Annotated in this window: 24 protein-coding genes; 12 read left to right on the forward strand and 12 right to left on the reverse strand. The window is 32.2% G+C overall.

From position 1 onward, the window contains the following. Nucleotides 1-9: 9 nt before the first annotated feature. From IM744_RS04805 to IM744_RS04815, 3 genes are read right to left on the reverse strand one after another with little or no spacing between them, the layout of a single operon-like run. Nucleotides 10-1,293, reverse strand: coding sequence for an APC family permease (locus IM744_RS04805; protein ID WP_194506968.1), 1,284 nt, complete (start codon nucleotides 1,291-1,293; stop codon nucleotides 10-12). A gap of 27 nt (nucleotides 1,294-1,320) precedes the next feature. After that, nucleotides 1,321-2,439 (reverse strand): GNAT family N-acetyltransferase, encoded by a 1,119-nt coding sequence (locus tag IM744_RS04810; RefSeq protein ID WP_194506969.1) that lies wholly within the window; start codon nucleotides 2,437-2,439, stop codon nucleotides 1,321-1,323. Nucleotides 2,440-2,448: 9 nt separating this feature from the next. Further along, nucleotides 2,449-3,438 carry a transporter gene (locus IM744_RS04815; protein WP_194506970.1) on the reverse strand — a complete coding sequence of 330 codons (990 nt, stop codon included), beginning with the start codon at nucleotides 3,436-3,438 and terminating at the stop codon, nucleotides 2,449-2,451. A gap of 102 nt (nucleotides 3,439-3,540) precedes the next feature. On the opposite strand from IM744_RS04815, the gene IM744_RS04820 reads away from it, so the two are divergent. The 4 genes from IM744_RS04820 (at nucleotide 3,541) to IM744_RS04835 (ending at nucleotide 9,200) form a co-directional block, all read left to right on the forward strand. Further along, nucleotides 3,541-3,822, forward strand: a complete 282-nt coding sequence (locus IM744_RS04820; RefSeq protein ID WP_194506971.1) for a DUF4834 family protein — start codon at nucleotides 3,541-3,543, stop codon at nucleotides 3,820-3,822. Between the two features lie 134 nt (nucleotides 3,823-3,956). Next, nucleotides 3,957-6,383, forward strand: a complete 2,427-nt coding sequence (locus tag IM744_RS04825) for a YfhO family protein (RefSeq protein ID WP_194506972.1) — start codon at nucleotides 3,957-3,959, stop codon at nucleotides 6,381-6,383. Between the two features lie 76 nt (nucleotides 6,384-6,459). Next, nucleotides 6,460-7,740 (forward strand): glycosyltransferase family 4 protein, encoded by a 1,281-nt coding sequence (locus tag IM744_RS04830; RefSeq protein ID WP_194506973.1) that lies wholly within the window; start codon nucleotides 6,460-6,462, stop codon nucleotides 7,738-7,740. Then, the gene (locus IM744_RS04835; protein WP_194506974.1) at nucleotides 7,740-9,200 is read left to right on the forward strand and encodes a lipopolysaccharide biosynthesis protein; all 1,461 of its coding nucleotides are present in this window, start codon (nucleotides 7,740-7,742) and stop codon (nucleotides 9,198-9,200) included. Before IM744_RS04830 ends, IM744_RS04835 begins: the two co-directional genes overlap by 1 nt. Before the next feature lie 154 nt (nucleotides 9,201-9,354). Here the strand turns inward: IM744_RS04835 and IM744_RS04840 are convergent, their stop codons facing one another. Beyond that, complete coding sequence (locus tag IM744_RS04840) at nucleotides 9,355-10,509, reverse strand: hypothetical protein (protein WP_194506975.1); 1,155 nt, start codon at nucleotides 10,507-10,509, stop codon at nucleotides 9,355-9,357. Between the two features lie 173 nt (nucleotides 10,510-10,682). Here IM744_RS04840 and IM744_RS04845 point away from each other — a divergent pair, with 173 nt between their 5' ends. Next, nucleotides 10,683-11,288: an aspartyl/asparaginyl beta-hydroxylase domain-containing protein gene (locus tag IM744_RS04845; RefSeq protein ID WP_194506976.1), complete on the forward strand. Its 606-nt coding sequence runs from the start codon at nucleotides 10,683-10,685 to the stop codon at nucleotides 11,286-11,288. 91 nt (nucleotides 11,289-11,379) lie between these two features. On the opposite strand, the gene IM744_RS04850 is transcribed toward IM744_RS04845, so the two are convergent. Beyond that, nucleotides 11,380-12,060: a hypothetical protein gene (locus tag IM744_RS04850; protein WP_194506977.1), complete on the reverse strand. Its 681-nt coding sequence runs from the start codon at nucleotides 12,058-12,060 to the stop codon at nucleotides 11,380-11,382. Between the two features lie 281 nt (nucleotides 12,061-12,341). On the opposite strand from IM744_RS04850, the gene IM744_RS04855 reads away from it, so the two are divergent. Continuing rightward, nucleotides 12,342-13,439: a DUF3667 domain-containing protein gene (locus IM744_RS04855; RefSeq protein ID WP_194506978.1), complete on the forward strand. Its 1,098-nt coding sequence runs from the start codon at nucleotides 12,342-12,344 to the stop codon at nucleotides 13,437-13,439. 86 nt (nucleotides 13,440-13,525) lie between these two features. Here IM744_RS04855 and IM744_RS04860 read toward each other — a convergent pair whose 3' ends face one another. Further along, nucleotides 13,526-13,843 (reverse strand): hypothetical protein, encoded by a 318-nt coding sequence (locus tag IM744_RS04860; RefSeq protein ID WP_194506979.1) that lies wholly within the window; start codon nucleotides 13,841-13,843, stop codon nucleotides 13,526-13,528. A gap of 97 nt (nucleotides 13,844-13,940) precedes the next feature. Further along, nucleotides 13,941-16,724: an excinuclease ABC subunit UvrA gene (uvrA, locus tag IM744_RS04865; protein ID WP_194506980.1), complete on the reverse strand. Its 2,784-nt coding sequence runs from the start codon at nucleotides 16,722-16,724 to the stop codon at nucleotides 13,941-13,943. Nucleotides 16,725-16,954: 230 nt separating this feature from the next. On the opposite strand from uvrA, the gene IM744_RS04870 reads away from it, so the two are divergent. Together IM744_RS04870 and IM744_RS04875 are read left to right on the forward strand one after the other, a co-directional pair. Next, nucleotides 16,955-17,539, forward strand: a complete 585-nt coding sequence (locus IM744_RS04870; protein ID WP_194506981.1) for an RNA polymerase sigma factor — start codon at nucleotides 16,955-16,957, stop codon at nucleotides 17,537-17,539. 57 nt (nucleotides 17,540-17,596) lie between these two features. Continuing rightward, on the forward strand, nucleotides 17,597-17,740 hold the full coding sequence (locus IM744_RS04875; protein ID WP_194506982.1) for a hypothetical protein: 144 nt from the start codon (nucleotides 17,597-17,599) through the stop codon (nucleotides 17,738-17,740). Between the two features lie 88 nt (nucleotides 17,741-17,828). Here IM744_RS04875 and IM744_RS04880 read toward each other — a convergent pair whose 3' ends face one another. The 3 genes from IM744_RS04880 to IM744_RS04890 form a co-directional block, all read right to left on the reverse strand. Beyond that, a complete protein-coding gene (locus tag IM744_RS04880) occupies nucleotides 17,829-18,386 on the reverse strand; it encodes a hypothetical protein (RefSeq protein ID WP_194506983.1) in 558 nt (185 codons plus the stop codon). 93 nt (nucleotides 18,387-18,479) lie between these two features. Next, complete coding sequence (locus IM744_RS04885) at nucleotides 18,480-19,082, reverse strand: hypothetical protein (protein ID WP_194506984.1); 603 nt, start codon at nucleotides 19,080-19,082, stop codon at nucleotides 18,480-18,482. Nucleotides 19,083-19,085: 3 nt separating this feature from the next. After that, nucleotides 19,086-19,742 (reverse strand): endonuclease III domain-containing protein, encoded by a 657-nt coding sequence (locus IM744_RS04890; RefSeq protein ID WP_194506985.1) that lies wholly within the window; start codon nucleotides 19,740-19,742, stop codon nucleotides 19,086-19,088. Between the two features lie 35 nt (nucleotides 19,743-19,777). On the opposite strand from IM744_RS04890, the gene bcp reads away from it, so the two are divergent. Further along, nucleotides 19,778-20,233 (forward strand): thioredoxin-dependent thiol peroxidase, encoded by a 456-nt coding sequence (gene bcp / locus IM744_RS04895; RefSeq protein ID WP_194506986.1) that lies wholly within the window; start codon nucleotides 19,778-19,780, stop codon nucleotides 20,231-20,233. 128 nt (nucleotides 20,234-20,361) lie between these two features. Here the strand turns inward: bcp and IM744_RS04900 are convergent, their stop codons facing one another. Beyond that, nucleotides 20,362-21,813, reverse strand: a complete 1,452-nt coding sequence (locus IM744_RS04900) for a TonB-dependent receptor (protein ID WP_194506987.1) — start codon at nucleotides 21,811-21,813, stop codon at nucleotides 20,362-20,364. Between the two features lie 95 nt (nucleotides 21,814-21,908). Here IM744_RS04900 and IM744_RS04905 point away from each other — a divergent pair, with 95 nt between their 5' ends. The 3 genes from IM744_RS04905 (at nucleotide 21,909) to IM744_RS04915 (ending at nucleotide 23,820) form a co-directional block, all read left to right on the forward strand. Then, entirely contained in the window at nucleotides 21,909-22,670 is a 762-nt protein-coding gene (locus IM744_RS04905; protein WP_194506988.1) for an MBL fold metallo-hydrolase, read from the forward strand. A 207-nt stretch (nucleotides 22,671-22,877) separates the two neighbouring features. After that, a complete protein-coding gene (locus IM744_RS04910; protein WP_241738286.1) occupies nucleotides 22,878-23,267 on the forward strand; it encodes a hydrolase in 390 nt (129 codons plus the stop codon). A gap of 52 nt (nucleotides 23,268-23,319) precedes the next feature. Next, nucleotides 23,320-23,820 carry a hypothetical protein gene (locus tag IM744_RS04915; RefSeq protein ID WP_194506989.1) on the forward strand — a complete coding sequence of 167 codons (501 nt, stop codon included), beginning with the start codon at nucleotides 23,320-23,322 and terminating at the stop codon, nucleotides 23,818-23,820. 32 nt (nucleotides 23,821-23,852) lie between these two features. Here the strand turns inward: IM744_RS04915 and IM744_RS04920 are convergent, their stop codons facing one another. Further along, nucleotides 23,853-24,389: a GNAT family N-acetyltransferase gene (locus tag IM744_RS04920; protein ID WP_194506990.1), complete on the reverse strand. Its 537-nt coding sequence runs from the start codon at nucleotides 24,387-24,389 to the stop codon at nucleotides 23,853-23,855. Between the last annotated feature and the right edge of the window lie 28 nt (nucleotides 24,390-24,417).

The following is a 24,417-nucleotide window of genomic DNA, read 5'->3' on the forward strand; positions in this document are numbered from 1 at the left end:
CGGATTTTTTTATTTAGTTTTCTTTTCAGTTGTTTTGTAGATGTATTCAATTATAAAACAAAAGGCTATAATGGATAAAGCCACTATAACTCCGGTTTTATTAGATTCAAATTGTTTTATAATTAATACGATTAACGATAAGGAGCATAGAATAAAACCTATTAAGGGAACCCACCGTTTTGCGTTAATTTGTTTACTTAATTTGAGTCCGACGTAATTGACAACTGCAAAAATGATTAAGAATCCAACACTACCAGCAGTTGAAATACTCTCTAATTTTAAAAAATTGACAAGAATTAAGGTCGCAATAGCAGTAATGATAAGACCTATAGGTTGGTTCCAAAATTGACCTGTAAGCTCGTGAGGTAATTCGTCATCTTCAGCAATTTGATAACTTACTCGACTTCCTCCATATAAAGATGCATTTATTGCCGAAAATGTTGAAATAAGGGCTGCAACAGTCATCACAGTAAATCCTAATTTACCTAGCATTGGTTTAGCAGCTTCAGCTAGAACATATTCTTCAGCAGATTTTATAGCATCAAAAGAAAGTGAGCCAACAGTGACTATAGAAATTATAATGTATAGCAAAATCACAAAGCTAACAGAATAGTAATAGGCTTTAGGGATATTTATTTTTGGGTTTATAATATTTGATCCTGCATTAGCGATGAGTTCAAATCCTTCATAAGCTACAAAAATTACCATTCCTGCAGTTAGAATTTGGATTGGGCTCTCCCAATTTTTAGCCGAAAGTTGTGATAAGTTAGGATTTCCGAAGAGACCATAAATTCCAATTCCAATAAAAGCAATTAGGATAATAAGTTTTATGGCTACGGAATAAGTCTCAATCGTAGAAACGACTTTTACACTGTAATAATTGATGATTGTAGCAATAATTATGATAGCACTAGAATAAATATGAGAGTCGATTTTTACACTATCTGTAAGTTCTAAAAGATTTGGTGCGTAAGACCCAAATGCAGAAGCATAAAGGGACAGCATAATAATATAACTTATCCAGAGCAGATTATTGATAGAACCACTAAAAATAGTTTTTCCAAAACCTTCGTTTATAAACTTTACAGTGCCTCCATTATCAGGAAATTTAAGTGTGAGTTTGACATAAGAATAAGAGGTGATGAAAGCTACAATGCCAGCAAAAAGAAAAGCCAAAGGAGTTGCACCTTTTGATAATGAAACAGCAAGACCAAGTACAGCGAAGATTCCTCCACCAACCATACCACCAATACCTATAGAAATTGCACTTTTTAAACTTATTTTGTCACTCATTGCAATTCTATTTTATCGTTATAGGATTTATAAAGATTTTCTAAACGTCTTACGACGTCTATAAACCACAGGAAAAAAGTGCTTCCAGATTTTATGGATAGCTTCATTGTCTTCTAACTCTGGAGTTCTATAGCAGGTTTCAATGCCTAGTTTTCTAAAAGTTTCATAGTATTCGTTGAAAATAACAGCGTGAACACCTTTATTTTGATATTTAGGATGGATGCCAATCAAATAGAAAATAACGTCTTTACTATTGGTTTTGGCTTTTAAAATATGTCTAAATCCAAAAGGAAATAATTTACCATTAGCTTTTTGAAGCGCTTTAGAAAATGCAGGCATGACAATAGCAAAACCAACTAACTCATCATCTTTATCAACGACGAATTTGATATAATCTGGATTGATAAAACTTATAAATTTCTTTTTAAAATATTCTTTCTGAATGTCTGTAATCGCAACAAAAGAAGATAATGAAGAGTAACTTTCGTTAAACAAGTCAAACATCTTGTCTGTATAAGGCATGACTTCAGATGTTTTAGTAAACTTAAGTGCTCGTAAGTTATAGCGACGTTTAATGAGTTCTTGTGCTTTTTTAAAAAATTCTGGTTTTACGTTTTCAAAAGGAAACTGGCTTTCAGAATAACTTTTTTCAACAGCATAGCCATGTGCTTTATAATGATCCACATAATAGGGATGATTATACCACGTTACCATAGGTGCGATTTTATTAAAACCTTCGGTAATAACTCCAACTTTATCTAGGTTAGAAAATCCTACTGGACCTTCTGTATAATCTAGATTATTTTCTTTTCCTATACGATTTACTTCTTCTAAAAGAGCTTTAGAAACCTCTTGGTCATCAATAAAATCAAACCAACCAAAACGCATTTTCTTCTGGTTTTGGTTTTTGACTTCTAACCAATTAATAATGGCAGCAACGCGACCAACGATTTTATCGTTTTTATAGGCTAAGAAAAAACGAGCCTCTGCATCTTCAAAAATCGGGTTTTTGTCTTTATTGAACGTTTCTAATTCTTGCTTAATAATAGGAGGTACCCAATATTCTGAATCTTTATAAAGTTCAAAAGGGAATTTTACAAATTGTTTTAACTCCTTTTTAGAGTGAATTTCTTTAACTGTAATCATAGTTTAGGCTTAAAGGCTTCCGTCGTCATCAAAATCATCTGTTCTTTTTTTCTTGCCTTTTTTCTTTTTCTTAGGTTTTCGTTTGTCGGCAGCATCTCTAGAATTCCCATTATCCGTTTCTTTATCAACATGGAAATCGAAGCGGTACGACATTCCGAAGTTAATACCAAAAACAGAAGGCGTATCCTTACTGTTAAAGGTAACAGCAGTATCTAATTGAAAATCTTTACTCCATAAATAACCACCTCCAAAACGGAATAAGTTATCTGCATAAAAATCACTTTTGATACCTTGTGTTTCTGCAAAAATCACCCATTGCGGACTGAAAGAATGCGTAAGTGTTATGATATATTGAAATTCTGAGTAATCTGTACCAATTTTATCCATTAATAAATTAGTCACTAAAACCCAACCTCCAGAAAAATTATTTTGAGAAGCCACCATGATTTTTGGACTAAAACCTTCAATTCCTGGTCCTGTGTATGGATTATTTTTTGTGTCAAAATTAGCACCTGCATATACTGCAACTGCAGGGATTAGAGATTTCCATTTGAAAGAATGGTTAGCGTGATAACTGTATAAATTTGGTTTTTCTTCTTCACCATCAGCAGTTTTATAAGGGTCATAAACTAAATATTTTGCTCCAATTGTAAATTGCTTAAAATTAGACCGTTTATCTTCTGTAGAAATAGTAGAACGATTATCTGTAAATGTATCGTTTTGATAAGTTCCTTCTATATTAAGTTCTAATTGCTCAAAAAGAAGTCCGTAACGAGCTGTAAAATCAGCTCCAAAACCAGAAACTTCATATTTTAAAGGTGTATGCTTTTCATTTATGATATAAGGTCCAACCTCTAATTGTGCAACATTTGTTCCTACGGAAAAAGCACTTTTAGAGACACCTGGTCTGTTAGAATTAATCACCTCAGTATATTGGGCAAACATAAACTGAGCACATAGAAATGTTGTAAAAATGAGTGCTTTTTTGATGTGTTTCATAGGTTGTTGATTAAATTCAAATATAGAGATTTTATATAATTTTTAAGTATTTATAACAGTAATTATATAGAGATAATTGTATTTTTGAATAAATTTAATTTAATGTTACAAGAAGCATCATTATATGGTTTTGTGAGAACCATTCTTATTATAGTTTTGGTGTACTACGCTATAAAAATATTAACGCGCTTTTTTGCGCCTTATTTTATGCGTTACATGTCAAAGAAAATGCAAGAAAAGTTTGAAGGTCAATTTGGTCAACAGCAGCAACGACAACAACCTAAGCAAAAAGAAGGTGAAACCGTTATTGATAAAATGCCTAATAGAGATTCCTCTTCAAATAATAAAGTAGGCGAATATATCGATTACGAAGAAGTTGATTAATCACTCTGCGTAGTATTAAAACGTTTTATTTTTTACTTCGGAAATTTTAATGACTCACACTTTGTAGCCTTTTTAAGTCCTATCTTTTAAAAAAAATAACTACTTTTCAGAATCATTCAATTTAATAGCGTTTCATGCAATTTTCATTTAAAAAATTTCTGCCTCATTTATTGGTTTTAGTTGGTTTTGTAGCCATTTCACTTGCTTATTTTAGTCCAGTTTTACAAGGGAAGAAAATATATCAAAGCGATATCATGCATTATATTGGTATGGCTGAGCAACAAAAAGAATTTAAAGCCACTACAGGACAAGAAACCTATTGGACTAACAGTGCGTTTGGTGGAATGCCAACCTACCAATTAGGAGCACGATATCCACATAATTATATCAAAAAATTAGATTCTGTTTTGCGTTTTTTACCGCGTCCAGCAGATTATCTCTTCATTTATTTCATAGGATTTTACATTTTATTACTCTGTCTTAAAGTAGATTACAAACTAGCTGCTTTGGGAGCATTAGCCTTTGGTTTCTCTACCTATCTCATCATTATTCTTGGTGTAGGACATAATAGTAAAGCGCATGCAATAGCCTATATGCCAATGGTTCTCGCAGGAATTGTACTCACCTTTAGGCAAAAGTATATTGGAGGTTTTCTACTCACAGCAGTTGCTTTGGGTTTAGAAATAGGAGCCAATCATTTCCAAATGACGTATTATTTAATGCTGTTAGTTCTAGTTTTAGGAATTGCTTATTTAGTAGATGCGTTTAGAAAAAATATGTTGCCACACTTCTTTAAATCCGTTGGTTTAATGGTCGTTGCGCTCATCTTAGCCATTGGTCTCAATGCCACCAATATTCTAGCAACACAAGAATACGTTAAAGAAAGTACACGTGGACAAAGTGAATTAACCATCAATCCAGACGGTTCTCCAAAAGAAGTGAGTTCTGGTTTGAGTAAAGAATATATTACTGAGTATAGCTACGGAAAGTTAGAAACCTTCAACCTTTTCATTCCAAGATTTTTAGGAGGAGGAAGCGGAGAAGATGTTGGTAAAGACTCAGAGATTTACAAGTTTTTTAGAAACATAGGAGCAACTCCTGTACAAGCCTTGCAAGAATCTCAAAATGCACCTACTTATTGGGGAGAACAAACCATTGTAGAAGCACCAGCTTATATAGGAGCAGTGATGATTTTCTTATTTGTTTTTGCATTGTTTTTAGTGAGAGGTCGTTTAAAATGGTGGCTTGTTGGAGGAACAATCTTATCTCTTTTATTATCCTACGGAAAAAATCTAGGGTTTCTAACCGATTTCTTTATTGATTACGTACCACTTTATAATAAGTTTAGAGCAGTAAGTTCAATCCAAGTGATTGTAGAATTGTGTGTTCCAGTATTGGCGATTTTCGGATTGGTTAAACTATTCAACGATTTTGATAAAGACGAGCGTAAACTTAAAGCACTCAAAATTTCTTTAGCAATTGTTGGAGGTTTAGCATTGATATTCTTACTCTTTAAATCAACGTTCTTTGAGTTTGTTGGAGCAAATGATGGTTACTACAGACAAGCGTATGGAGAATACGGTCAAGGCTATATTGATGCGCTTAGAGATGATAGAAAAGCGTTCTTCACACAAGATACCTTGCGCACATTAATTTTAGTACTGCTATCTGCAGGAACGATTTTTATGTTTATAAAGAAGAAAATTTCTGAAACTTTAGTCGTCGGTATTTTTGCTATTTTAATATTATTTGATTTAGTAGGAGTTGATAGACGCTATGTGAATACAGATAATTTTGTGTCTGCATACAAAGTTGATAAACCGTATCAACCAAATGCAGCAGATCTAGAAATTATGGAAGACAAAGGTCATTTTAGAGTCCTTGATATTTCTACCGAAGGCAGCAGAGCACCAGCTAGAGCAGCTTATTTTCACAATACATTAAGTGGTTATCACGCAGCAAAATTAAAACGCTTTGATGAGTTGTTTGATTTTCATATTGCTAAAAATAATATGAATGTTATTAATATGCTTAATGTTAAATACTTTATTGCAGATGAACAAGGGCAAGTATTCCCTTATGTGAATGAAGATGCTAATGGTAATGCGTGGTTTGTTTCTGAAATTGAAAAACTAGACAACGCAAATGCAGAAATTAAAGCTTTAGATAGTTTGCAAACGTTAACAAAAGCAGTAACAACGGTTTCAGAATTATCATCAAAACGTTTCAATGTCGATTCCACAGCAACAATAAATTTAACAGCACATCAACCAAATAAGTTGACGTATAAGTCATCAAACTCAAATGATGGTTTTGCAGTTTTTTCTGAAATGTACTACGGAAATGGTTGGATAGCAACCATCGATGGAAAAGAAACACCAATCCAACGCGTTGATTATACACTAAGAGGTTTACAAATTCCTGCAGGAAATCATGACATTGAATTTAAATTTGAACCTCAAGTGGTACAAACCGGAAGTATGATTGCGCTTGGGAGTTCTGTATTATTAGGACTGTTGTTGATTGGTGGTGTTTGGTTTGGGTTTAGGAAGGAAGATTAATTGTCATTCCTGCGCAGGCAGGAATCCAGAATTAATAAAAAACTAATAGATTCCTGCCTTCGCAGGAATGACAAAAATGAGTAAAACAAAAGTACTTATCATCACATACTATTGGCCACCAGCTGGAGGTCCAGGAGTTCAACGATGGTTGAAGTTTGTAAAATATTTACCTGAGTTTGGTGTTGAACCCATTGTCTATTGCCCAGAAAATCCAAGTTATCCAATTGTTGATGAGAGTTTATTGAGTGAAGTTTCTTCAGAAATAAAAATCATTAAACAACCCATAAGCGAACCTTATCGTTTTGCTAGTATGCTTTCAAAAAAGGATTCTAAACAGATTAGCTCTGGTGTGATTCCGAAGAAAAAAAAGCAAAGTATTATGCAACGTTTAATGTTGTACGTAAGAGGTAATTTTTTTATACCTGATGCGAGAAAGAATTGGGTAAAACCATCGGTAGAATTTCTCAACGATTATATTAAACAAAACAATATCAAAACCATAATTACAACTGGTCCACCACATAGTTTACATCTCATTGGCTTACAATTAAAAGCGCAACTAGGAGTGAAGTGGCTGGCAGATTTTAGAGATCCTTGGACAACCATTGGTTATCATAAACAGTTGAAACTTTCAAAATCTTCTGCAGAAAAACATAGAGCATTAGAATCACAAGTTTTGCAAAGCGCAGATGAGATTATCGTCACCAGTGAAAATACCAAAAAAGAGTTTTTATCCAAAACAAAACAACCTATAACCGTTATTACCAATGGTTATGATGCTCATAAAATTGAGCGACCAGAAAAAGACAAAAAATTTACGTTAGCTCATATTGGTTCATTACTATCTGAAAGAAACCCAAAGCAATTATGGGCATCTTTAAAAGAACTCATTGACGAGAATGAAAATTTCCGAAGTGAATTTGAGCTAAAATTAATAGGCGTTGTGAGTGAAGATGTTTTGCAAACACTCAAAGAATTTCAATTAGAACCTTACATTAATACTGTTGGTTATGTAACTCATGAGGAAGCAATAAAAGCCCAAATGGCATCTCGTGTATTGTTGATGGTAGAAATAGATTCTGCAGATACGAAAGTTATTATTCCAGGTAAAATATTTGAATATATGGCTTCGGGAACTCCAATTATTGCGGTAGGTCCAAAAGAATCTGATGTAGAAACCATTTTAAAATCAACAAATACAGGTCGTTATTTTTATTACGACGATAAAGAAAAAATTAAATCACAAATTTTGTTGTATTTTGAAGCTTTTAAATCCAATTCTTTAACTGTAAATGCGATTGGATTGGAGCAGTATAGTAGAAAATCACTAACCAAAGTATTGTCTGGAATTATCTAATGGGAATCGTTCTTCATCAATCCTTAAGAAACACAATTACAACCTATTTAGGTTTTGGTTTAGGAGCTATTAGTACACTTTTTTTATACACCAATTTTATAAGTGCTGAATATTACGGACTCGTAGCTTACATACTCTCTGCAGCAAATATTATGATGCCTTTATTGGCTTTTGGAGCACACAATACGATTGTAAAATTCTATTCTACATTTAAAACTAAAAACTCACTCAATAGCTTTTTAACATTGATGTTGTTTTTACCAATTGCGCTCTCAATACCTTTGGCTTTTGTTGGTTATTTGGCTTATGATACAATTGCAGATTTATTAACTACAAAAAACGAAATTGTTAGAGGCTACCTCTGGTATATTTTTCTCACTGCTTTATCCATGGCATATTTTGAGGTATTTTATGCTTGGGTAAAAGTACAGATGCAAACTGTTTTTGGTAATTTTATGAAAGAGGTTTTTCATCGTGTAGGAGTAATGTTACTCTTATTTGCAGTCTATTTTAAACTCATAGATATTGACCAGTTTATGCTAGGCATTGTTGGAGTTTACATCTTACGAGCTTTAATTATGATGTTTTATGCGTTTAGCAGAAGACTACCAGTGTTTAGGTTTAATAGAATAGATAAACTGAGTTCTATTTTAAAGTATTCATCACTTATTATTATTGCAGGTTCCATTTCAACCATCATCTTAGATCTCGATAAATTTATGCTCAATAATTATATCGAAATCGAAAAAGTGGCCTATTACAGCGTTGCAGTTTTTATTGCAACAGTAATTGCGGTTCCCCAACGAGCCATGCACCAAATATTATTACCACTTACTGCTCAGTTTTTGAACGAGAAAAATAAAGTAGCGCTTAGAGATTTGTATCAGCGAAGTTCATTGACTCTATACGTTATTAGCGGATTTATATTTTTACTAATTGTTCTAAATATCAATGAATTATATACTATTATTCCTTCGGAATTTAGTGGTGGATTAATCGTCGTTTTCCTTATAAGTATTGCCAAATTATACGACAATCTTTTAGGAAATAACAACGCTATATTATTTAACAGTGATTACTATAGAATGGTGCTTGTTTTTGGTGTTGTCTTAGCAGTTTTAGCAATCATACTCAACATAATATTAATCCCAATGTATGGTATTAATGGAGCAGGATTAGCAACTTTTATTGCTATTGTGATTTACAATACGATTAAAATTATTTTTGTAAAACGAAAATTTAATATGCTTCCATTTACTTCGGAAACTTTAAAAATCACAATACTCTTAATTCTTTTAGTAATTGGGTTCTACTTTTGGGAGTTTCCGTTTCATGCGTATTTAAATATTACATTGAAGTCGATGGCAATAGGAGTAGTGTATGGTTTCTTAATTTATAAATTAAATGTTTCTGAAGATATTTCCGAAGTCATAAGAAAATACTTGAGGCTTAAAGCCTAAAATTGCCTTGTAAATGTTAATCATTGCTAAGTAGGCAGGAGTCTACTATAAAAGGATATCATTTTCGTGGTTACTAGAATGAGAAAGTCCCACAAGGTGCTTTGAGGCATACTCTTATGGGACAATCTACTAACCAACCAAAACTTTAATATTGTTATGAGCGAGATCTTGTCTTGCTCGTTCCAGAACTTCTTCCTGTAGATGATGTTCTTGAACTTGATTTTTTTACTTGCGACTGACTTCTAGATTGTGTTGCACCACTTGAAGTTGTACTTCGCTTGTTACTAGATATACGTGTATTTGTTGTTTTTGGTTTTCTAACACTCGTATTTTTATTAACCGTTCTAGGTGTTGCTTTTCTATTAGACACAGTTCTAGGTGATTTGGTCACATTTGTAGTTCTTGGTGTAACTGTTCTAGGTGTTGATGTTCTAGGTGTCACTCTTGTGTCATTACTTTTTGTTCTTGGAGTTCTCGTATTTCTTGGTGTAGACGTTTGTCCTTGAGTTGTTCTTGGAGTTGATGTTGTTGCTCTATCACCTCTATTTGTTGTTCTTGGTGTAGAAGTTAAACTTCTGTTATCTCCACGTCTTGGTGTAGCTTCTTGTCTGTAACGATCATTCATTGTTGAACCTCTACGATTTGTTGTCGCTACTGCACCTCGTCTGCTATTTACTCTTACAGGTTGTCTATAATTATCTCTATATGGTCTGTAATATGTATGTCTTACAGGTGTGTAATATTGTCTATATGGTCTTGCATATACAACACAGTAATTTACTGGAGGTATAACATAATACGTGTGCCATGGTCTGTAAACATAAGCTCTATTATATACATTTATGAAACCTGTATAATGAGTATATACTCTATTTCTGTTGTAATGAACATACATTCCTCCTAAACGTGTGATACGTCCATAAGAATTATAGTTAATATCTACGTTTCCAATTTGAGTTACACGACCGTAGTAATCATAATAAATTGCTGTGTTTTCAACTTGAATAATTGCTCCAAAATCGTCATACTGTACATAAGGGTCATAATCATAACCAGAATTAAAACTAATAGAGAAACCTGGTGTGTTGATGCCAACACTTACATCTGGTCCATAATTTTGCATGAAGAAATCAAATTGCCCATCAGGAAAAACCGAAAATTCGACGCCTCCTTCTACAAATATGAAAGAATTACCATAACCTCTAACATAGTTGTTTGATGTGTTTGATTCTACTGTGTTGGTGGTTGTTGCGCTTACCGTTGTTCCTACTAGGAGCAAAAGGGTAAAAAGTGATATTAATCTTTTCATAATTGTAAAGTGTTTTTTGATTACAGTTATTATAAAACAATTAACGTGCCAAAAACGATAACACTAGTTAGTGTGTTGATTTGTAGTGATTTGTGTAAACGGGTAAATCTACCTACACATATTTCAATAGATATAATTAATTTGTTGCTTTATAATTTTAGTAGCGAATAATCATGAATACATTAGAAGAAACGATAACAAAACTAAATCGTGTTAAATTGCCTTTTAATTTTAATGCGCAACGAATGCATGACGAATATTTTAAACTCCAACTCAAAGATTTTGAATATTACAATGTGATTCAGTTAAGAGCTCCTGCTCATCTTGTTGATACATCTTTGCCTTTTCCTCCACCTGCAGATGATTATGCAGATGGTTCATGGACAGATTGGTTAGATACAGATAATTTAAATTCATCACCTTATTTAAAAAGTATTATAGATTCTTTTAAGGAAATTACAACGGTAACTTTAGTGAGACTACTTCGATTAGCTCCAAAGTCTGAAGTTAAAGAACACACAGACCCAACACTTGGCTTAGAAGTTGAAAAATCTGTAATACGATTAACCATTCCAATTTATAATAATGAGGAAACCACATTTTATTTGAATTCTATACCTGTAGATATGCAACCTGGAGAGTGTTGGTATTTAAAACTAACAGATCCACATCGGGTTGTAAACTCTGGAGATACAGAACGTGTGAATTTGACGATAGATATGATACCTAATGAAGATTTGAGAACGCTTATAAAGGAAAGCCATTCGGTAACTAATTGATTAAAATTAAAAAATCCCGAAGGTTTGGGGAAACCTTCGGGATTTTAGATCTATTCACATTAAAGTGAACAACTAATCAATATGTAATCTTTTATATTTTCTTGTTCTTTTTCTGCTTTTTTACAGCACCGTTTTTACGGTAGTAGTAAAAATCATCGTCATCACTATAGTCATTGTTATAACCATCATACTGTTGTCCTCCATGTCCAGATTCAACGCCATAATTATGGTTTGCATTATTGTGATTTACAACACCTGTAAAGTGAATAATTTCTCCCCAACGGTTGTAGTTTATTTTTAATCCGCCAACCTGACGAAGCAATCCATTACTACGTTGGTAGCTCATATATACAGATCCAGCACGTTTGATTCTACCTTCTCTGTCATAGTTAATAAATACATTTCCAATTCTACGAACCTTCCCATTACTATCATGTGTAATAATTACACCTCTTGGTCTTGGCGTTGAATAATGAACTCTGTTTACAGTTCCTGGAGCTCCATAAGTGGTGTTTACAGAACTTCTTCGTGTTCGTGATGTTCTGTAATACGTTTCTGTGACATTGTTTTCTATTTCTGTATTGAAATCGAAACTTCCATCAGGAAAAATTAAAAATTCTACACCTCGCTCAATGAACACTATTGGTTCTGCAAAACGATAATTGGTATTATTAAAATCTTCCCCATGTCTAACAACATCTCCTGTTGTAGTTGCTTGTGCAGATGTTAATCCAATTAACAGTGCTGCAAAAAAAAGTACTTGCTTTTTCATAATTAAGGGTTTTTAGATTTAGTCTTTATTTCTAACACGTTTAGAAATTTTTAGACTTAAGTTATTTGACAGGAATAAAACAATTTGCGTGCCAAAAAATACAATTAACTGATTGTCAGTAATTTGATATGTATTTTTGGAGGCTTAACATTTCCGAAGTGATTAAGAAAAACATTAATTATGAGAATTATTAGTTAACATATATATATTTCTTCGGAAATATCTCAAATCAAAATCATCATTTTTTTTACTACTTTTATAGCACCAACCAATACATACTAATGGGAAACCAATTGATAAAATGTCAAAATTGCGAATCTGAGATAAATGAAGAATTTGAGTTTTGTCCAAATTGCGGACAAAAAGTAAATGAAGACCTTACTATAGGTGTATTGTTTTATAACACCATTAGTAATTATTTTTCTTTTGACGCACGATTTTTTAAGAGTTTCATACCATTAATGTTCAAACCTGGCTATCTGGCAAGAAAGTTTCTGGAAGGAAAACGATTACTCTATTTGCATCCTGCACAAATGTATTTGTTTATTACAGTTGTTTTCTTTTTTATATTCTCATTTACAGTACGTAACCAAACAGATACGCTCAATAAAGAATTAAAAGAAACCTTAAAAAGTAATAAACCTGTTGTAATTACAGACTCACTTGAGCGACGTAAAAATGATTCGATAAACAGAATTGAAACACTAAGAAAAGATTCTATAGCACGAGCGGAAGTTAGAAAAGCGCTTGATGATAATAAATGGATTACTGGAATGGATGATAAACAGATTGATTCTTTAATGACTCGAGATGATTTCAGTAAAAATAAAAGCGTGAATTTTGATTTCAATGAAAACAAAATAGATTCTTTAATTGAAATTGATGCCTCAGATAAGGAGATCTATAAAACCATGGGACTGGAAGAAGATGATGGTTGGTTTAAGAAAAAACTGTATGCTCAGGCCTTAAAGTTTTATAAAGCAAGAGATGGAGGTAATATTCTAAAAGCTTTCTACGATACCGTACCAATAGCATTGTTTATATTGTTGCCAATATTTGCATTTATTTTAAAAATTCTATATTTCAATAAAGGTCGTTATGCTCACCACTTAGTCTTTAGCTTCTACTATTTCTCATTTTTGTTTACAGTGTTTAGCATCATTTTTGGAGTTAATATCTTTTGGGATGTTCCAGATGGTATAGATTGGTTAATTGCCTTATCAACATTTATTTATCTATTTATAGCACTTAAACGTTTTTATGGACAAGGTTGGTTTTTGAGTTTCTTTAAGAGTAGCGTTGCGACGTTTACTTTTATGCTTTTGGTTGTGCCAACAGCAGCATTTATTATAGGTTTACTGTCGTTTATGATTTATTAGAAGTTCAAAAAAGTCAAGTGTTTTCACAAGTATGCTAAAATCATAAATTTATTATGAATGTTATTACATGTGGTTTTATTTATTCTTTATCTAAATACTTTATTATCATAATTATCTTCTACTATTGAAGGTTTTCCTTTATAAATGAAGTTTGGAAAGTTTTGCTTTAGCCCTTTTCTAATATCTTCGTCTCGAACTGATTCTAATAAGATTTTAGGATTATGACCTTTTGCAGGAATGACTATTATCATATGAATTTCATCATTCTTTTTATTAACAACTGTGTTTTCAATAAAAAGACGAATTCGACTTATCAATAAGTCCTTATTGTCTTTGAGGCTCTTTTCTATACTATAATCTTTGCGAGCTTTACCAATTCTGACTAGATCAAATTTCGTTTTCATATTATCTTACATTCTGATTTTTTATTCTGCGTTCTAGTAAAACTATACTATAAATAAATTCATATTTTAAGTAAAAAATTTTTAATCATATTTAGTCTTAAACCTTCTCTTTCAAATAAACACCAGTAATAGACTTCTTATTCTTCACGATTTCTTCAGGAGTTCCTGCAGCCATGAGTTGTCCACCTCTAATTCCACCTTCAGGACCTAAATCAATAATATAATCGGCACATTTTATTAAATCGAGATTATGTTCAATGACAATGATAGAATGACCTTTTTCAATTAGAGCTTGAAATGATTTGAGTAATTTTTTAATATCGTGAAAGTGAAGTCCAGTTGTAGGCTCATCAAAAATAAATAGCGCATTATCACTCTTGGATCCTTTTCCGAGGAAAGAAGCCAATTTAATACGTTGTGCTTCACCACCAGAAAGAGTAGAGGAGCTCTGCCCTAAAGCAACATAACCCAAACCAACATCTTGAAGTGGTTGTAGTTTATTCTTAATTTTGGTGACATTATGTGTTTCAAAAAATGCAATCGCATCATCAATAGTCATTGACAAAATATCATCAATATTTTTACCTTCAAAAGTAACTTCTAATACTTCTTTTTTGAAACGCTTCCCATTACAAGTTTCACAAGTTAAGTGCACATCTGCCATAAATTGCATTTCAATGGTTACTTCACCATCACCTTTGCAGGTTTCACATCGTCCGCCATCCACATTAAAACTAAAATGTTTGGCTTGATAGTTTCTAATACTGCTTAATTTTTGATTAGCAAACAATGCTCTAATATCATCATATGCTTTGATATACGTCACAGGATTTGAACGTGACGAGCGACCAATTGGATTTTGATCTACAAACTCTATATGTTTTATGTTTTTGAAATTCCCTTTTAGTTCTGTGAATTGACCAGGTTTATCTCCAAAACCTGTGAGTTGTTTTTGAATCGCAGGAAATAAGATCTTCTTTACTAGCGTACTTTTTCCACTACCAGAAACACCAGTAATTACCGTCAACATTTCTAAAGGAAACGTCACATCAATATTTTGAAGATTATTCTCTCGAGCTCCAATAATCTCAATTTGATATTTACTTGTTCTTCTTTTCTTCGGAAGTTCTATTTCTAACTTTCCGTTAAGATATTGAGCAGTTAATGAGTTAGATTTTAAGATGTCTTTAAATGTTCCTGTAGCAACAACTTCACCACCAAGAGTTCCTGCTTCTGGACCAATATCAATGATTTCATCTGCAGCTTTCATTATGTCTTCGTCATGTTCTACGACAATAACTGTGTTTCCTAAATCACGAAGCGCAATTAAAACTTTTATTAGTTTCTCTGTATCTTTTGGATGCAATCCAATACTAGGTTCATCTAATATATACATTGAGCCAACTAAGCTACTACCAAGAGATGTTGCTAGATTAATACGCTGACTTTCTCCACCAGAAAGAGTGTTTGATTTTCTGTTAAGCGTTAAGTAATCTAAACCTACATTACTTAAAAATTCGAGTCTGTTTTTAATTTCTTTTAATAAACGTTTCGCAATGGTTGTGTCATGATCATCAAGTTCTAATTTCTTGAAAAATACAGCGAGTTCATCTAAAGGCATTTCTACCAAATCAGTAATAGTCACATTAGCAACCTTTACATAATTTGCTTCTTCTCTTAATCGCTTGCCTTTACAAACGGTACATTTTGTTTTTCCGCGATAGCGAGATAACATCACACGGTTTTGTATTTTATAAGCTTTAGACTCTAATTCTGCAAAGAACGAGTTAAGCCCTTCAAAGTATTCGTTACCATTCCAAATGAGTTGTTTTTGTTCCGCAGATAATTCGAAAAACGGTTTATGGATAGGGAAATCAAATTTATGAGAGTTGTTTACTAATTGATCACGATAGTAGCTCATGCTTTCTCCTCTCCAAGGAAAAATAGCATTTTCGTAAACTGATAATCCTGTATTTGGAATAACTAAATCGCTATCAATACCAATTACATCTCCATAACCTTCGCATTTAGGACAAGCTCCATAAGGGTTATTAAAACTAAATAAATGCGGATTTGGTTCTAAAAACGTCATTCCATCCAATTCAAATTTATTATTGAATTCTGTTCTTTTATTATTAGAAAGCGATTCTATGATAGCTGTTCCTTTTCCTTCAAAAAAAGCAGTTTCAATGGCATCTGCAAGTCTGTTATAGAAGTCTTCTTCGTGTTTTACAATGATACGATCAACAACGAGAAAAACATTTTTTTTCAAGTCTTTTTCAACAGCATCATCAATTCTTAATACTTCATTTTTATATTGAACTCTAGCATATCCTTGTTGTTTAAGGACATTGAGTTTGTCTTGCATTGTTCGTCCTTCTTCAAGAGTAATAGGAGAGAGGAGTAATAGTTTTTCACGTTCATCAAATGATTTTACCAAATCTAAAACATCTTTTGTGCGATGTTTTTTTACTAAACCTCCAGAAATAGGAGAGTAGGTTTTACCAATTCTAGCGAATAATAATTTTAGGTAGTCATAAATTTCTGTGGAAGTACCAACTGTAGAACGCGGATTTGTACTATTTACTTTTTGTTCAATGGCAATAGCAGGAGCAATACCTTTTATAACGTCAACCTTTGGTTTATTGAGTCGTCCTAAAAACTGACGAGCATAACTTGATAAACTCTCAACATAACGACGTTGACCCTCTGCATATAAGGTGTCAAAGGCTAAACTAGATTTTCCAGAACCCGAAAGACCAGTGATTACCACTAATTTGTTTCTTGGAATAACAACATCAATATTTTTTAGGTTGTGCAATTTTGCACCTTTTATGATGATATTTTCTTTTGGGTTAAGGTCTAGAATATTAGTGCTCATAGGTGTTTTGACGAAAATGAAAGTGCAAAGATAAGTCTTTTATAAATGCCTAAAAAATGGATTATTGTTCATTAAAATGTTAAAGTTTGTTACTTTTTTTTGGAATTAAGGAATGATTGTTGTTATATTTGGGAACATAAACAATTAAAACAGAGTGCTTATAATATAATATTACTTTAAACATTTAACCCCAAGCTGAGATTAAAATCTTTGCCATTAAAGTAATTATTATGAGACACGAACTTATCACAGACGCTGTTTTAGTTAAGAACTACATGAATGGAGACGAAAGTGCTCTTTCTACTCTTATCCACAGACACAAACAAAGAATTTACAGTTTTATTTATTCAAAAGTATTTGATAGAGATATCACTGAAGATATTTTTCAGGATGCTTTTATCAAGGTTATTAAGAATTTAAAACTCGGAAAGTATAACGAGGAAGGTAAATTTTTACCTTGGGTGATGCGAATCTCTCATAACTTGGTTATTGATCATTTCCGTAGAAATAATAGAATGCCAAAATTTGATAATGCTGGTGATTTTAATATCTTTTCGGTACTTGGAGATTCATCTTTAAATGCTGAAAAGCAATTAATTAAGGAGCAAGTTGAGTGTGATTTAAGACGACTTATCCAAGAATTACCAGAAGATCAAAAAGAGGTTTTAATAATGCGTATGTATAAGGATATGAGTTTTAAAGAAATCTCAGAACGCACAAATGTGAGTATCAATACAGCTTTGGGAAGAATGCGTTATGCACTCATTAATTTGAGAAAGGTGATTGATCAAAATAATATCATTTTAACAAATTGATATAATAAAGTAAGTTTTGTTGCGTTATTAAGTTTATAACAAACTAAAAAACGTAAAATGGCAAAACTTTACTCAGAGTGTACTAAAAAACAAAATGAACGAAACCCAAAAGAAGAGACAGTGGATTTTCTTTTAAATTACAGCAAGGCTTTAAGTGTTATAAGTTATAAAAATTTGAAGTTTGAAGCACTTCAAAACTAAATTTGAGAAAGTCCCGAATCGTTAGTCTTCGGGACTTTTTTTATTCCTGCGAAAGCAGGAATTTCTTTTCTTCGCAAATGTAATGCTATTATAGAATTTTCTCTAAAACATCAAAATGATGCTCTTCTGATCTTAGTTCAATAGTTAACTCATTTCTTTGTAATTCAATTTCGTAAATAATCTTTTTATCAAAAAGCGGTTTTAAAGCTATAAGAATATTTTTTACTTGTTTAGATAAAGGTCTACTTGAATTTATAATGTAGCCAGTTTTTTGGTTAAGGGTATCGATGTTTTTATTGAATAATTTTCTTATAAAGTCGAAGTTTTTTGTTCTACGAATTGAAAAACTTGAGTTTTCACTTATATATAATTTTGTAGACCATGTAGCCATTGTTAACAGGCACTGACTTTTAGATGATAATAATAAATTACCAGATGATGAAAACGTCGACTTCTTATACATCAAATCCCACGATTTTGAACTTTCAAACTTTCCAAAAATCAAATAAGACCAAGCGTTATATTGGCCTTTAATCATCCCGTTTTTTGAAGCTATATAATTTTCAAATCTTATACAAAAGTCTTCATTTGCCTTATAGAAAGGGGAAGTGAGTTCATTTTGAGCTGCGTGTGATTTGATTTTCATATAAATAACAATCTAATTTATATGTAGCTTTTAATCCAAAATGTTACAATTTATTTATATTTCATTTCAAAGGTTTCTGTAACTATGATAATTCTACTGACTGTATTTTATCTCTAGAGTTTCCATTGAAGCTTCAGCATCAATAAAGAAGTTTTCTTTGTTAGATAAGTTTGTGTAAAACACAAATTCTATCAACTCACCATTTAAATTTGTTCCGAAAGTTATTGATTTGTCTACAGCATCATTGAATGGCATCATTACTTTTAAAACACCAAATGTTCTATTGTTTATGATTATAGAATCGGTTGTGACTTCAATATTGATTTTTTCTTCTTCGAGTAGTTGTTTTTTATCTGAAGCCCAAGTTTTTAGTTCAAAAGGTGCAAATTTATTGAATGCTCGAGGTTCTGAAATTGTAAACTGTTCAAATTGTGTTTTTTCAGTTTTGTAGAACATACCACTTTCCATTAATACTCCCAACTTAGAATTTTGAACTCTATAACATTTTCTGTCGTCCATGACATTATCCGAATAATTATCCCAAATATTTAAAGTATCATAACTTTTAGGTAAATTAATAGATATAGAACGTTTGTAGTGCGTCAAATACATGTCATAACGATTGTCTTCTTTTCTAGAACACGAAAAGACTAATATCAATAATAGAATTGTTATTACATTTCTAATATTTAACATCTATCACTTTTTCTTTGCATAATATTCCTTCAAAACCGATGACCTTCCAATCGTTTTGGTTATCACATCCTTTTCTATATCCCAACCTCTGGCTGGAGAGTATTCTCGTCCGTACCAAATGATTTGGAGGTGTAAATCGTTCCATATTTCCTCCGGAAATAGGCGTTTTGCATCTTTTTCGGTCTGTACAACGTTTTTTCCGTTAGTGAGATTCCAACGATACATTAATCTATGAATATGAGTATCTACAGGAAATGCAGGAATCCCAAAAGCTTGGGATAAAACTACAGCAGCTGTTTTGTGACCAACAGCTGGCAACTCTTCTAAATCCTCGTAAGTTTTTGGAACTTCGCCATTATGTTTATCAATTAAAATATGAGATAAGCCATGAATTCCTTTACTCTTCATAGGCGATAATCCAACGGGTTTAATAATCTCTCGAATTTCTTCAACAGACAGTTTTATCATATCATAAGGATTATCTGCTTTAGCAAATAGGAGAGGTGTGATTTTATTCACTCTAACATCTGTACTTTGAGCAGACATTAAAACAGCAATTAATAACGTATAGGGATCTTTATGTTCTAACGGAACAGGAATCGTTGGATACAATTCTTTTAACGTATTAATAACAAAATCTACCTTTTCTTGCTTAGTCATAAGTTGTATTTTTACTAAAACCAAAGTTAACAATTATGACACAATTAAAAGCAGGAGATCCTGCTCCAAATTTTTCGGCAAAAGATGAACAAGGAAACACGATTTCTTTAGGAGATTATAAAGGAAAAAAGCTAGTTGTATTCTTTTACCCTAAAGCGAGTACACCAGGATGTACAGTTGAAGCGTGTAATTTAAATGATAATTTTGAGCGTTTTCAATCTCTAGGTTATGAGATTTTAGGAGTTAGTGCAGACAGCGCAAAACGTCAATCTAATTTTAAAACTAAATACGGATTTCAATACCCACTTTTAGCAGATGAAGATAAAGCTGTTATTGAAGCTTTTGGAGTTTGGGGACCAAAGAAATTTATGGGAAAGGAGTATGATGGGATTCATAGAACAACTTTTGTCATTGACGAAAAAGGCGTGATTGAAAATGTAATCACTAAAGTTAAAACAAAAGATCATACTGCTCAGATTTTGGCAGACTAGACTTCATAGATTTATTAATTAGATACTAGTCAAGTTTTAATATTTCCGAAGTGAGATAGATACAAAATAGTGTAAACGAAAAAAACCGCATGAATTTCATGCGGTTTTTTATATATCATAATTTGAAATTACTCTCCTAAATAGGCTTGCTCAGTTTCACAACCAAAAAGACTTTTCTCTTTGATAAGGCTTGATACACCTTCTGGCAACATGCTTTCCCAGCCATCATCACCATTAGCAATCATTTTTAATACTGTTCTTGAAAATACAGATAATGTAGATTCATCATAATCTGTGATATCTACAACTTTACCATTGTATTTAAAGAACTTGTACAGTTCTTTCATACGTGGATGTACTTTTAAATTTTCACTATCTGTTACAGTACCATCTTCATTTTTCATAGGATATAGGTACACTCTTAAATCTTTGTAGAATAATTTACCGAAGGCTTCTAAGATTCCACCACTTAAATGACGGTAATATTTCTCATCAAAAATATCAACGAGGTTATTAACTCCCATTGCTAATCCCATACGAGCTTTAGTATATTGAGAGAAATATTCAACCAATTTATAATACTCTTGAAAGTTTGAAATCAATACTGTTTGTCCTAAAGAACAAAGTAATTTAGCACGATCCATGAAATCTTGTTCATCAATTTCGCCTTCTGCACGAAGATTTGATAATGTAATTTCGAAAATTACTTGAGTTTTATCTAAATCAACTTTATTCTCTTTAATGAACATCTCATAAGATTTCTTATACATGTCCATATTAACTTTTGTTACAGGTCTAAAACTACCACGTAACGCCAAAATATTCTTTTTGTAAAGTACTTTTGCAGGTAATACATTTGTTCCATCTGGAGAAAACATGACAGCATCTGTCATTCCGTTTTTTACCAATTGTAAACTCATTAAACGATTATCAACACCTTCAAAAATAGGTCCGGAAAAATTAATCGTATCAATTTCTACTTGATCTTTATCTAAATGGTCATATAAATAACGTAAGAGTTTTTTAGGTTCATTGTATTTATAAAATGCACCATAAATTAAATTAGTCCCTAAAACACCTAAGGTTTCTTGTTGTAATCTTGCATCTGTTTCTTTAAACCTAAGGTGTAAAACAATTTCATTATAACCTTCATCTGGATCAACTTGGTATTTAATACCTACCCAACCATGACCTTTATATTTTTTGGCAAAATCAATTGTAGCAACTGTATTTGCATACGCAAAAAACATTTTATTAGGATGTGTTTCTCTTAGAATACGCTCTTCTACAAGGTTTACTTCATGGTCTAGCATTTTTCTAAGACGAGCTTCTGTCACATAACGCTTGTCGTTTTCAATACCATAAATGGCATCACTAAACGCTTTGTCGTAAGCAGACATTGCTTTTGCAATCGTACCTGATGCTCCACCTGCTCTAAAAAACTGACGTACAGTTTCTTGTCCTGCACCAATTTCGGCGAAGGTTCCGTAGATGTTTTCATTTAAGTTGATGCGTAAACATTTCGTTTTTAACGAAGGAATCTCATCAAACTCTCTATCTCCTTTTAAGGTTATTTCCATTTTGTGGTTTGGGTTTTGTCAACTACACAAAGGTATTAAATTAGGAGGTTAAACTAAAAAAATTAGTTTTATTTTTGCTGTAAAGAAAATAGACATTGAAAGTAACATTTTTGGGTACAGGTACATCACAAGGAATTCCAGTTATTGGGAGCGATCATCCTGTGTGCCTAAGTACCAATCCAAAAGATAAACGATTGCGTGTTTCTGTGATGATAGAATGGGATGATTATGTTTATGTGATTGATTGCGGACCAGATTTTAGGCAACAGATGCTTAGAGCACATTGTAGTAAGATTGATGGTATCGTTTTTACTCACGAACACTCAGACCATACAGCAGGACTGGATGATATTCGTCCGTTTTATTTTCGTCAAGGTGATATTCCGTTTTATGCGCATAAGCGTGTGTTACGTGAATTATCAATACGCTTTAATTATATTTTTACTACTGAAGACAAGTATCCTGGAGTGCCTAGCGTGATTCAGAATGAAATAAAAAATGAATCTTTTCTCCTCGGAAATTTGCCAGTCATGCCAATTAATGGCTATCATCATAAACTTCAGGTTTTTGGGTTCCGTTTTGGAGATTTTGCATATCTCACAGATATGAAAACTGTAGCAGACGAAGAAATTGATAAATTAAAAGGTGTAAAAGTACTTGTTGTTAATGCTTTGCGGGAAAAAGAGCATATGTCACATTTTAACTTAAAAGAAGCACTCGATTTTATTGATAAAGTCAAACCAGAAACCGCTTATTTAACACATATTAGCCACTATTTAGGTTTTCATGATGTGGTACAACAAACCTTACCAGAAAACGTTTATTTAGCTTACGATAACTTACAAATAGAATTATAAAAGATGGAACGAGCATGCTAAAAAGGTTCTTGTTTTTGATAATTATGATTTGCGAACAACATATGACAACTAAAAAACATTAAAAAATACCATATGAAAAAAAGACTTTTTATGTACCTGTTTATTTTCACGCTATTGCTCGTGATTTTTCAATTCGTAAACTCAAAAAAGATTATTGAGAGCTATGACCAGAAACTCACGAATTATATGGAGAAGAATACGGAGTTAAAGGATTCAATAAGTTCTATAGAAGATAATAAAAGTATAGATTTATATACCTTTAGATTTGATACTAATGATAGTGCGATGACGTATTGGGAAAATGAAGGCTATCGTATTTCAGAATTTGTACCCTTTTTAAAAGATCAACTCATGAATCTTAATATTTATGATACCGAAGATCATCCATTAGTGCCTTATGCATCAATGACTGGAAATAAAATGCTTATCGATCAAATAAGAATTATCAACCATAAATGGATTGTTGCTAGTTTTACAGATGGTACATATTGGGGAGAAATGCTTTTGGCTTATGATATTGAAGATAAGAAGAACCTGAAATTTAAGGTGATTGAGTCTATTTTGTATCAGCCTTAAGCTATAACTACTCAATAATCGAATTTTTGAGTCTTATGTATAAATATTATAAATGAAAATAATCCCTTCTGATACTATAGAGATAGTAACTTCACTCACGATCAAAGAGGTAAAGGACATATTGGATAATAACATTCAACCAAAAGTTAAGTTTGATTTTAGTTTCTCTAATAAGCATAAAGTTTTTGAAGGCTTTTTGAAACAAGATTCTTTTGAAATACAACGAATTATCAGAGGAAGAAATTCATTCATACCACAAATAAAAGGAAAAATTAAAAGCAACAATAATGGTTCAACATTAATGGTAGAACTTAAAATGAATCAATTTGTTATTGTTTTCGTGATAATATGGCTTGGAATTACTGGTGTAAGTTTTTTTGTTTCATTATTTGCGGTTTTTAATCAAGGCTTAAACCCAATAGCAGCTATTGGACCTGCTGTGATGATTGCTTTTGCTTTTGGTTTAATGAATTATGGGTATAATAGCGAAAAGAAAAAAGCAATTGAAGCCTTAGAAAAAATATTAAAAGGTAAGATGCATTCTGCATTTTAGAAGTGATTGTAGACTTCTGTTTTATATTTGAGCTACATGTTATTTTCTTTCAGCCACTTTGTTATAGTAATACTAAATACCTTAAAACCATCAACTTGTTTTTCTAGAGTCATTCCGTTTTTGATGGCGACAATTTCCGAAGCTATATTATCTACATGCATCATAGAAACAACATTATCTGTGAATTCATGTTCAAAACAGAAGTCTCTACATTTTTTAGCAGCTTCTTGAGCATAACCTTTTCCCCAAAACTTTGGTAGAATAGAGTAGCCAACTTCTAAACGTTCTTCTTCTTCAATGGTTTGAATTAAAAGTCCAGATTGTCCAATAAAATCTCCTGTTTGTTTATCAATAAGAGCATTCATGCCTCCAAGATTATTCTCGTATCTATGCCATACTTTTTTGAACCAATAGTCGCATTGTTCGGTTTGTGACAAACCTTCTGGCATGCCTAGAAATTTATCAACGTTTTTTTCTTTGAATAGAGGTAACCAAGTATCATAATCAGCTGCAGTGACTGGTCTAAACTGTAAGCGTTCGGTTTCTTGACCTGTAAGGAGATAGTTCATTTTTAATAAATTTTATACAATTTAATAA

Origin of the sequence: Psychroserpens luteus, assembly GCF_015319355.1 — a bacterium.
GTDB classification, from domain to species: Bacteria; Bacteroidota; Bacteroidia; order Flavobacteriales; family Flavobacteriaceae; genus Psychroserpens; species Psychroserpens luteus.

Excerpts from the sequence above, each read along its gene's own strand:
- IM744_RS04805 (WP_194506968.1), bottom strand. The coding sequence starts at position 1,293 with ATGAGTGACAAAATAAGTTTAAAAAGTGCAATTTCTATAGGTATTGGT.
- IM744_RS04810 (WP_194506969.1), bottom strand. The coding sequence starts at position 2,439 with ATGATTACAGTTAAAGAAATTCACTCTAAAAAGGAGTTAAAACAATTT.
- IM744_RS04815 (WP_194506970.1), bottom strand. The coding sequence starts at position 3,438 with ATGAAACACATCAAAAAAGCACTCATTTTTACAACATTTCTATGTGCT.
- IM744_RS04820 (WP_194506971.1), top strand. The coding sequence starts at position 3,541 with ATGTTACAAGAAGCATCATTATATGGTTTTGTGAGAACCATTCTTATT.
- IM744_RS04825 (WP_194506972.1), top strand. The coding sequence starts at position 3,957 with ATGCAATTTTCATTTAAAAAATTTCTGCCTCATTTATTGGTTTTAGTT.
- IM744_RS04830 (WP_194506973.1), top strand. The coding sequence starts at position 6,460 with ATGAGTAAAACAAAAGTACTTATCATCACATACTATTGGCCACCAGCT.
- IM744_RS04835 (WP_194506974.1), top strand. The coding sequence starts at position 7,740 with ATGGGAATCGTTCTTCATCAATCCTTAAGAAACACAATTACAACCTAT.
- IM744_RS04840 (WP_194506975.1), bottom strand. The coding sequence starts at position 10,509 with ATGAAAAGATTAATATCACTTTTTACCCTTTTGCTCCTAGTAGGAACA.
- IM744_RS04845 (WP_194506976.1), top strand. The coding sequence starts at position 10,683 with ATGAATACATTAGAAGAAACGATAACAAAACTAAATCGTGTTAAATTG.
- IM744_RS04850 (WP_194506977.1), bottom strand. The coding sequence starts at position 12,060 with ATGAAAAAGCAAGTACTTTTTTTTGCAGCACTGTTAATTGGATTAACA.
- IM744_RS04855 (WP_194506978.1), top strand. The coding sequence starts at position 12,342 with ATGGGAAACCAATTGATAAAATGTCAAAATTGCGAATCTGAGATAAAT.
- IM744_RS04860 (WP_194506979.1), bottom strand. The coding sequence starts at position 13,843 with ATGAAAACGAAATTTGATCTAGTCAGAATTGGTAAAGCTCGCAAAGAT.
- uvrA (WP_194506980.1), bottom strand. The coding sequence starts at position 16,724 with ATGAGCACTAATATTCTAGACCTTAACCCAAAAGAAAATATCATCATA.
- IM744_RS04870 (WP_194506981.1), top strand. The coding sequence starts at position 16,955 with ATGAGACACGAACTTATCACAGACGCTGTTTTAGTTAAGAACTACATG.
- IM744_RS04875 (WP_194506982.1), top strand. The coding sequence starts at position 17,597 with ATGGCAAAACTTTACTCAGAGTGTACTAAAAAACAAAATGAACGAAAC.
- IM744_RS04880 (WP_194506983.1), bottom strand. The coding sequence starts at position 18,386 with ATGAAAATCAAATCACACGCAGCTCAAAATGAACTCACTTCCCCTTTC.
- IM744_RS04885 (WP_194506984.1), bottom strand. The coding sequence starts at position 19,082 with ATGTTAAATATTAGAAATGTAATAACAATTCTATTATTGATATTAGTC.
- IM744_RS04890 (WP_194506985.1), bottom strand. The coding sequence starts at position 19,742 with ATGACTAAGCAAGAAAAGGTAGATTTTGTTATTAATACGTTAAAAGAA.
- bcp (WP_194506986.1), top strand. The coding sequence starts at position 19,778 with ATGACACAATTAAAAGCAGGAGATCCTGCTCCAAATTTTTCGGCAAAA.
- IM744_RS04900 (WP_194506987.1), bottom strand. The coding sequence starts at position 21,813 with ATGGAAATAACCTTAAAAGGAGATAGAGAGTTTGATGAGATTCCTTCG.
- IM744_RS04910 (WP_241738286.1), top strand. The coding sequence starts at position 22,878 with ATGGAGAAGAATACGGAGTTAAAGGATTCAATAAGTTCTATAGAAGAT.
- IM744_RS04915 (WP_194506989.1), top strand. The coding sequence starts at position 23,320 with ATGAAAATAATCCCTTCTGATACTATAGAGATAGTAACTTCACTCACG.
- IM744_RS04920 (WP_194506990.1), bottom strand. The coding sequence starts at position 24,389 with ATGAACTATCTCCTTACAGGTCAAGAAACCGAACGCTTACAGTTTAGA.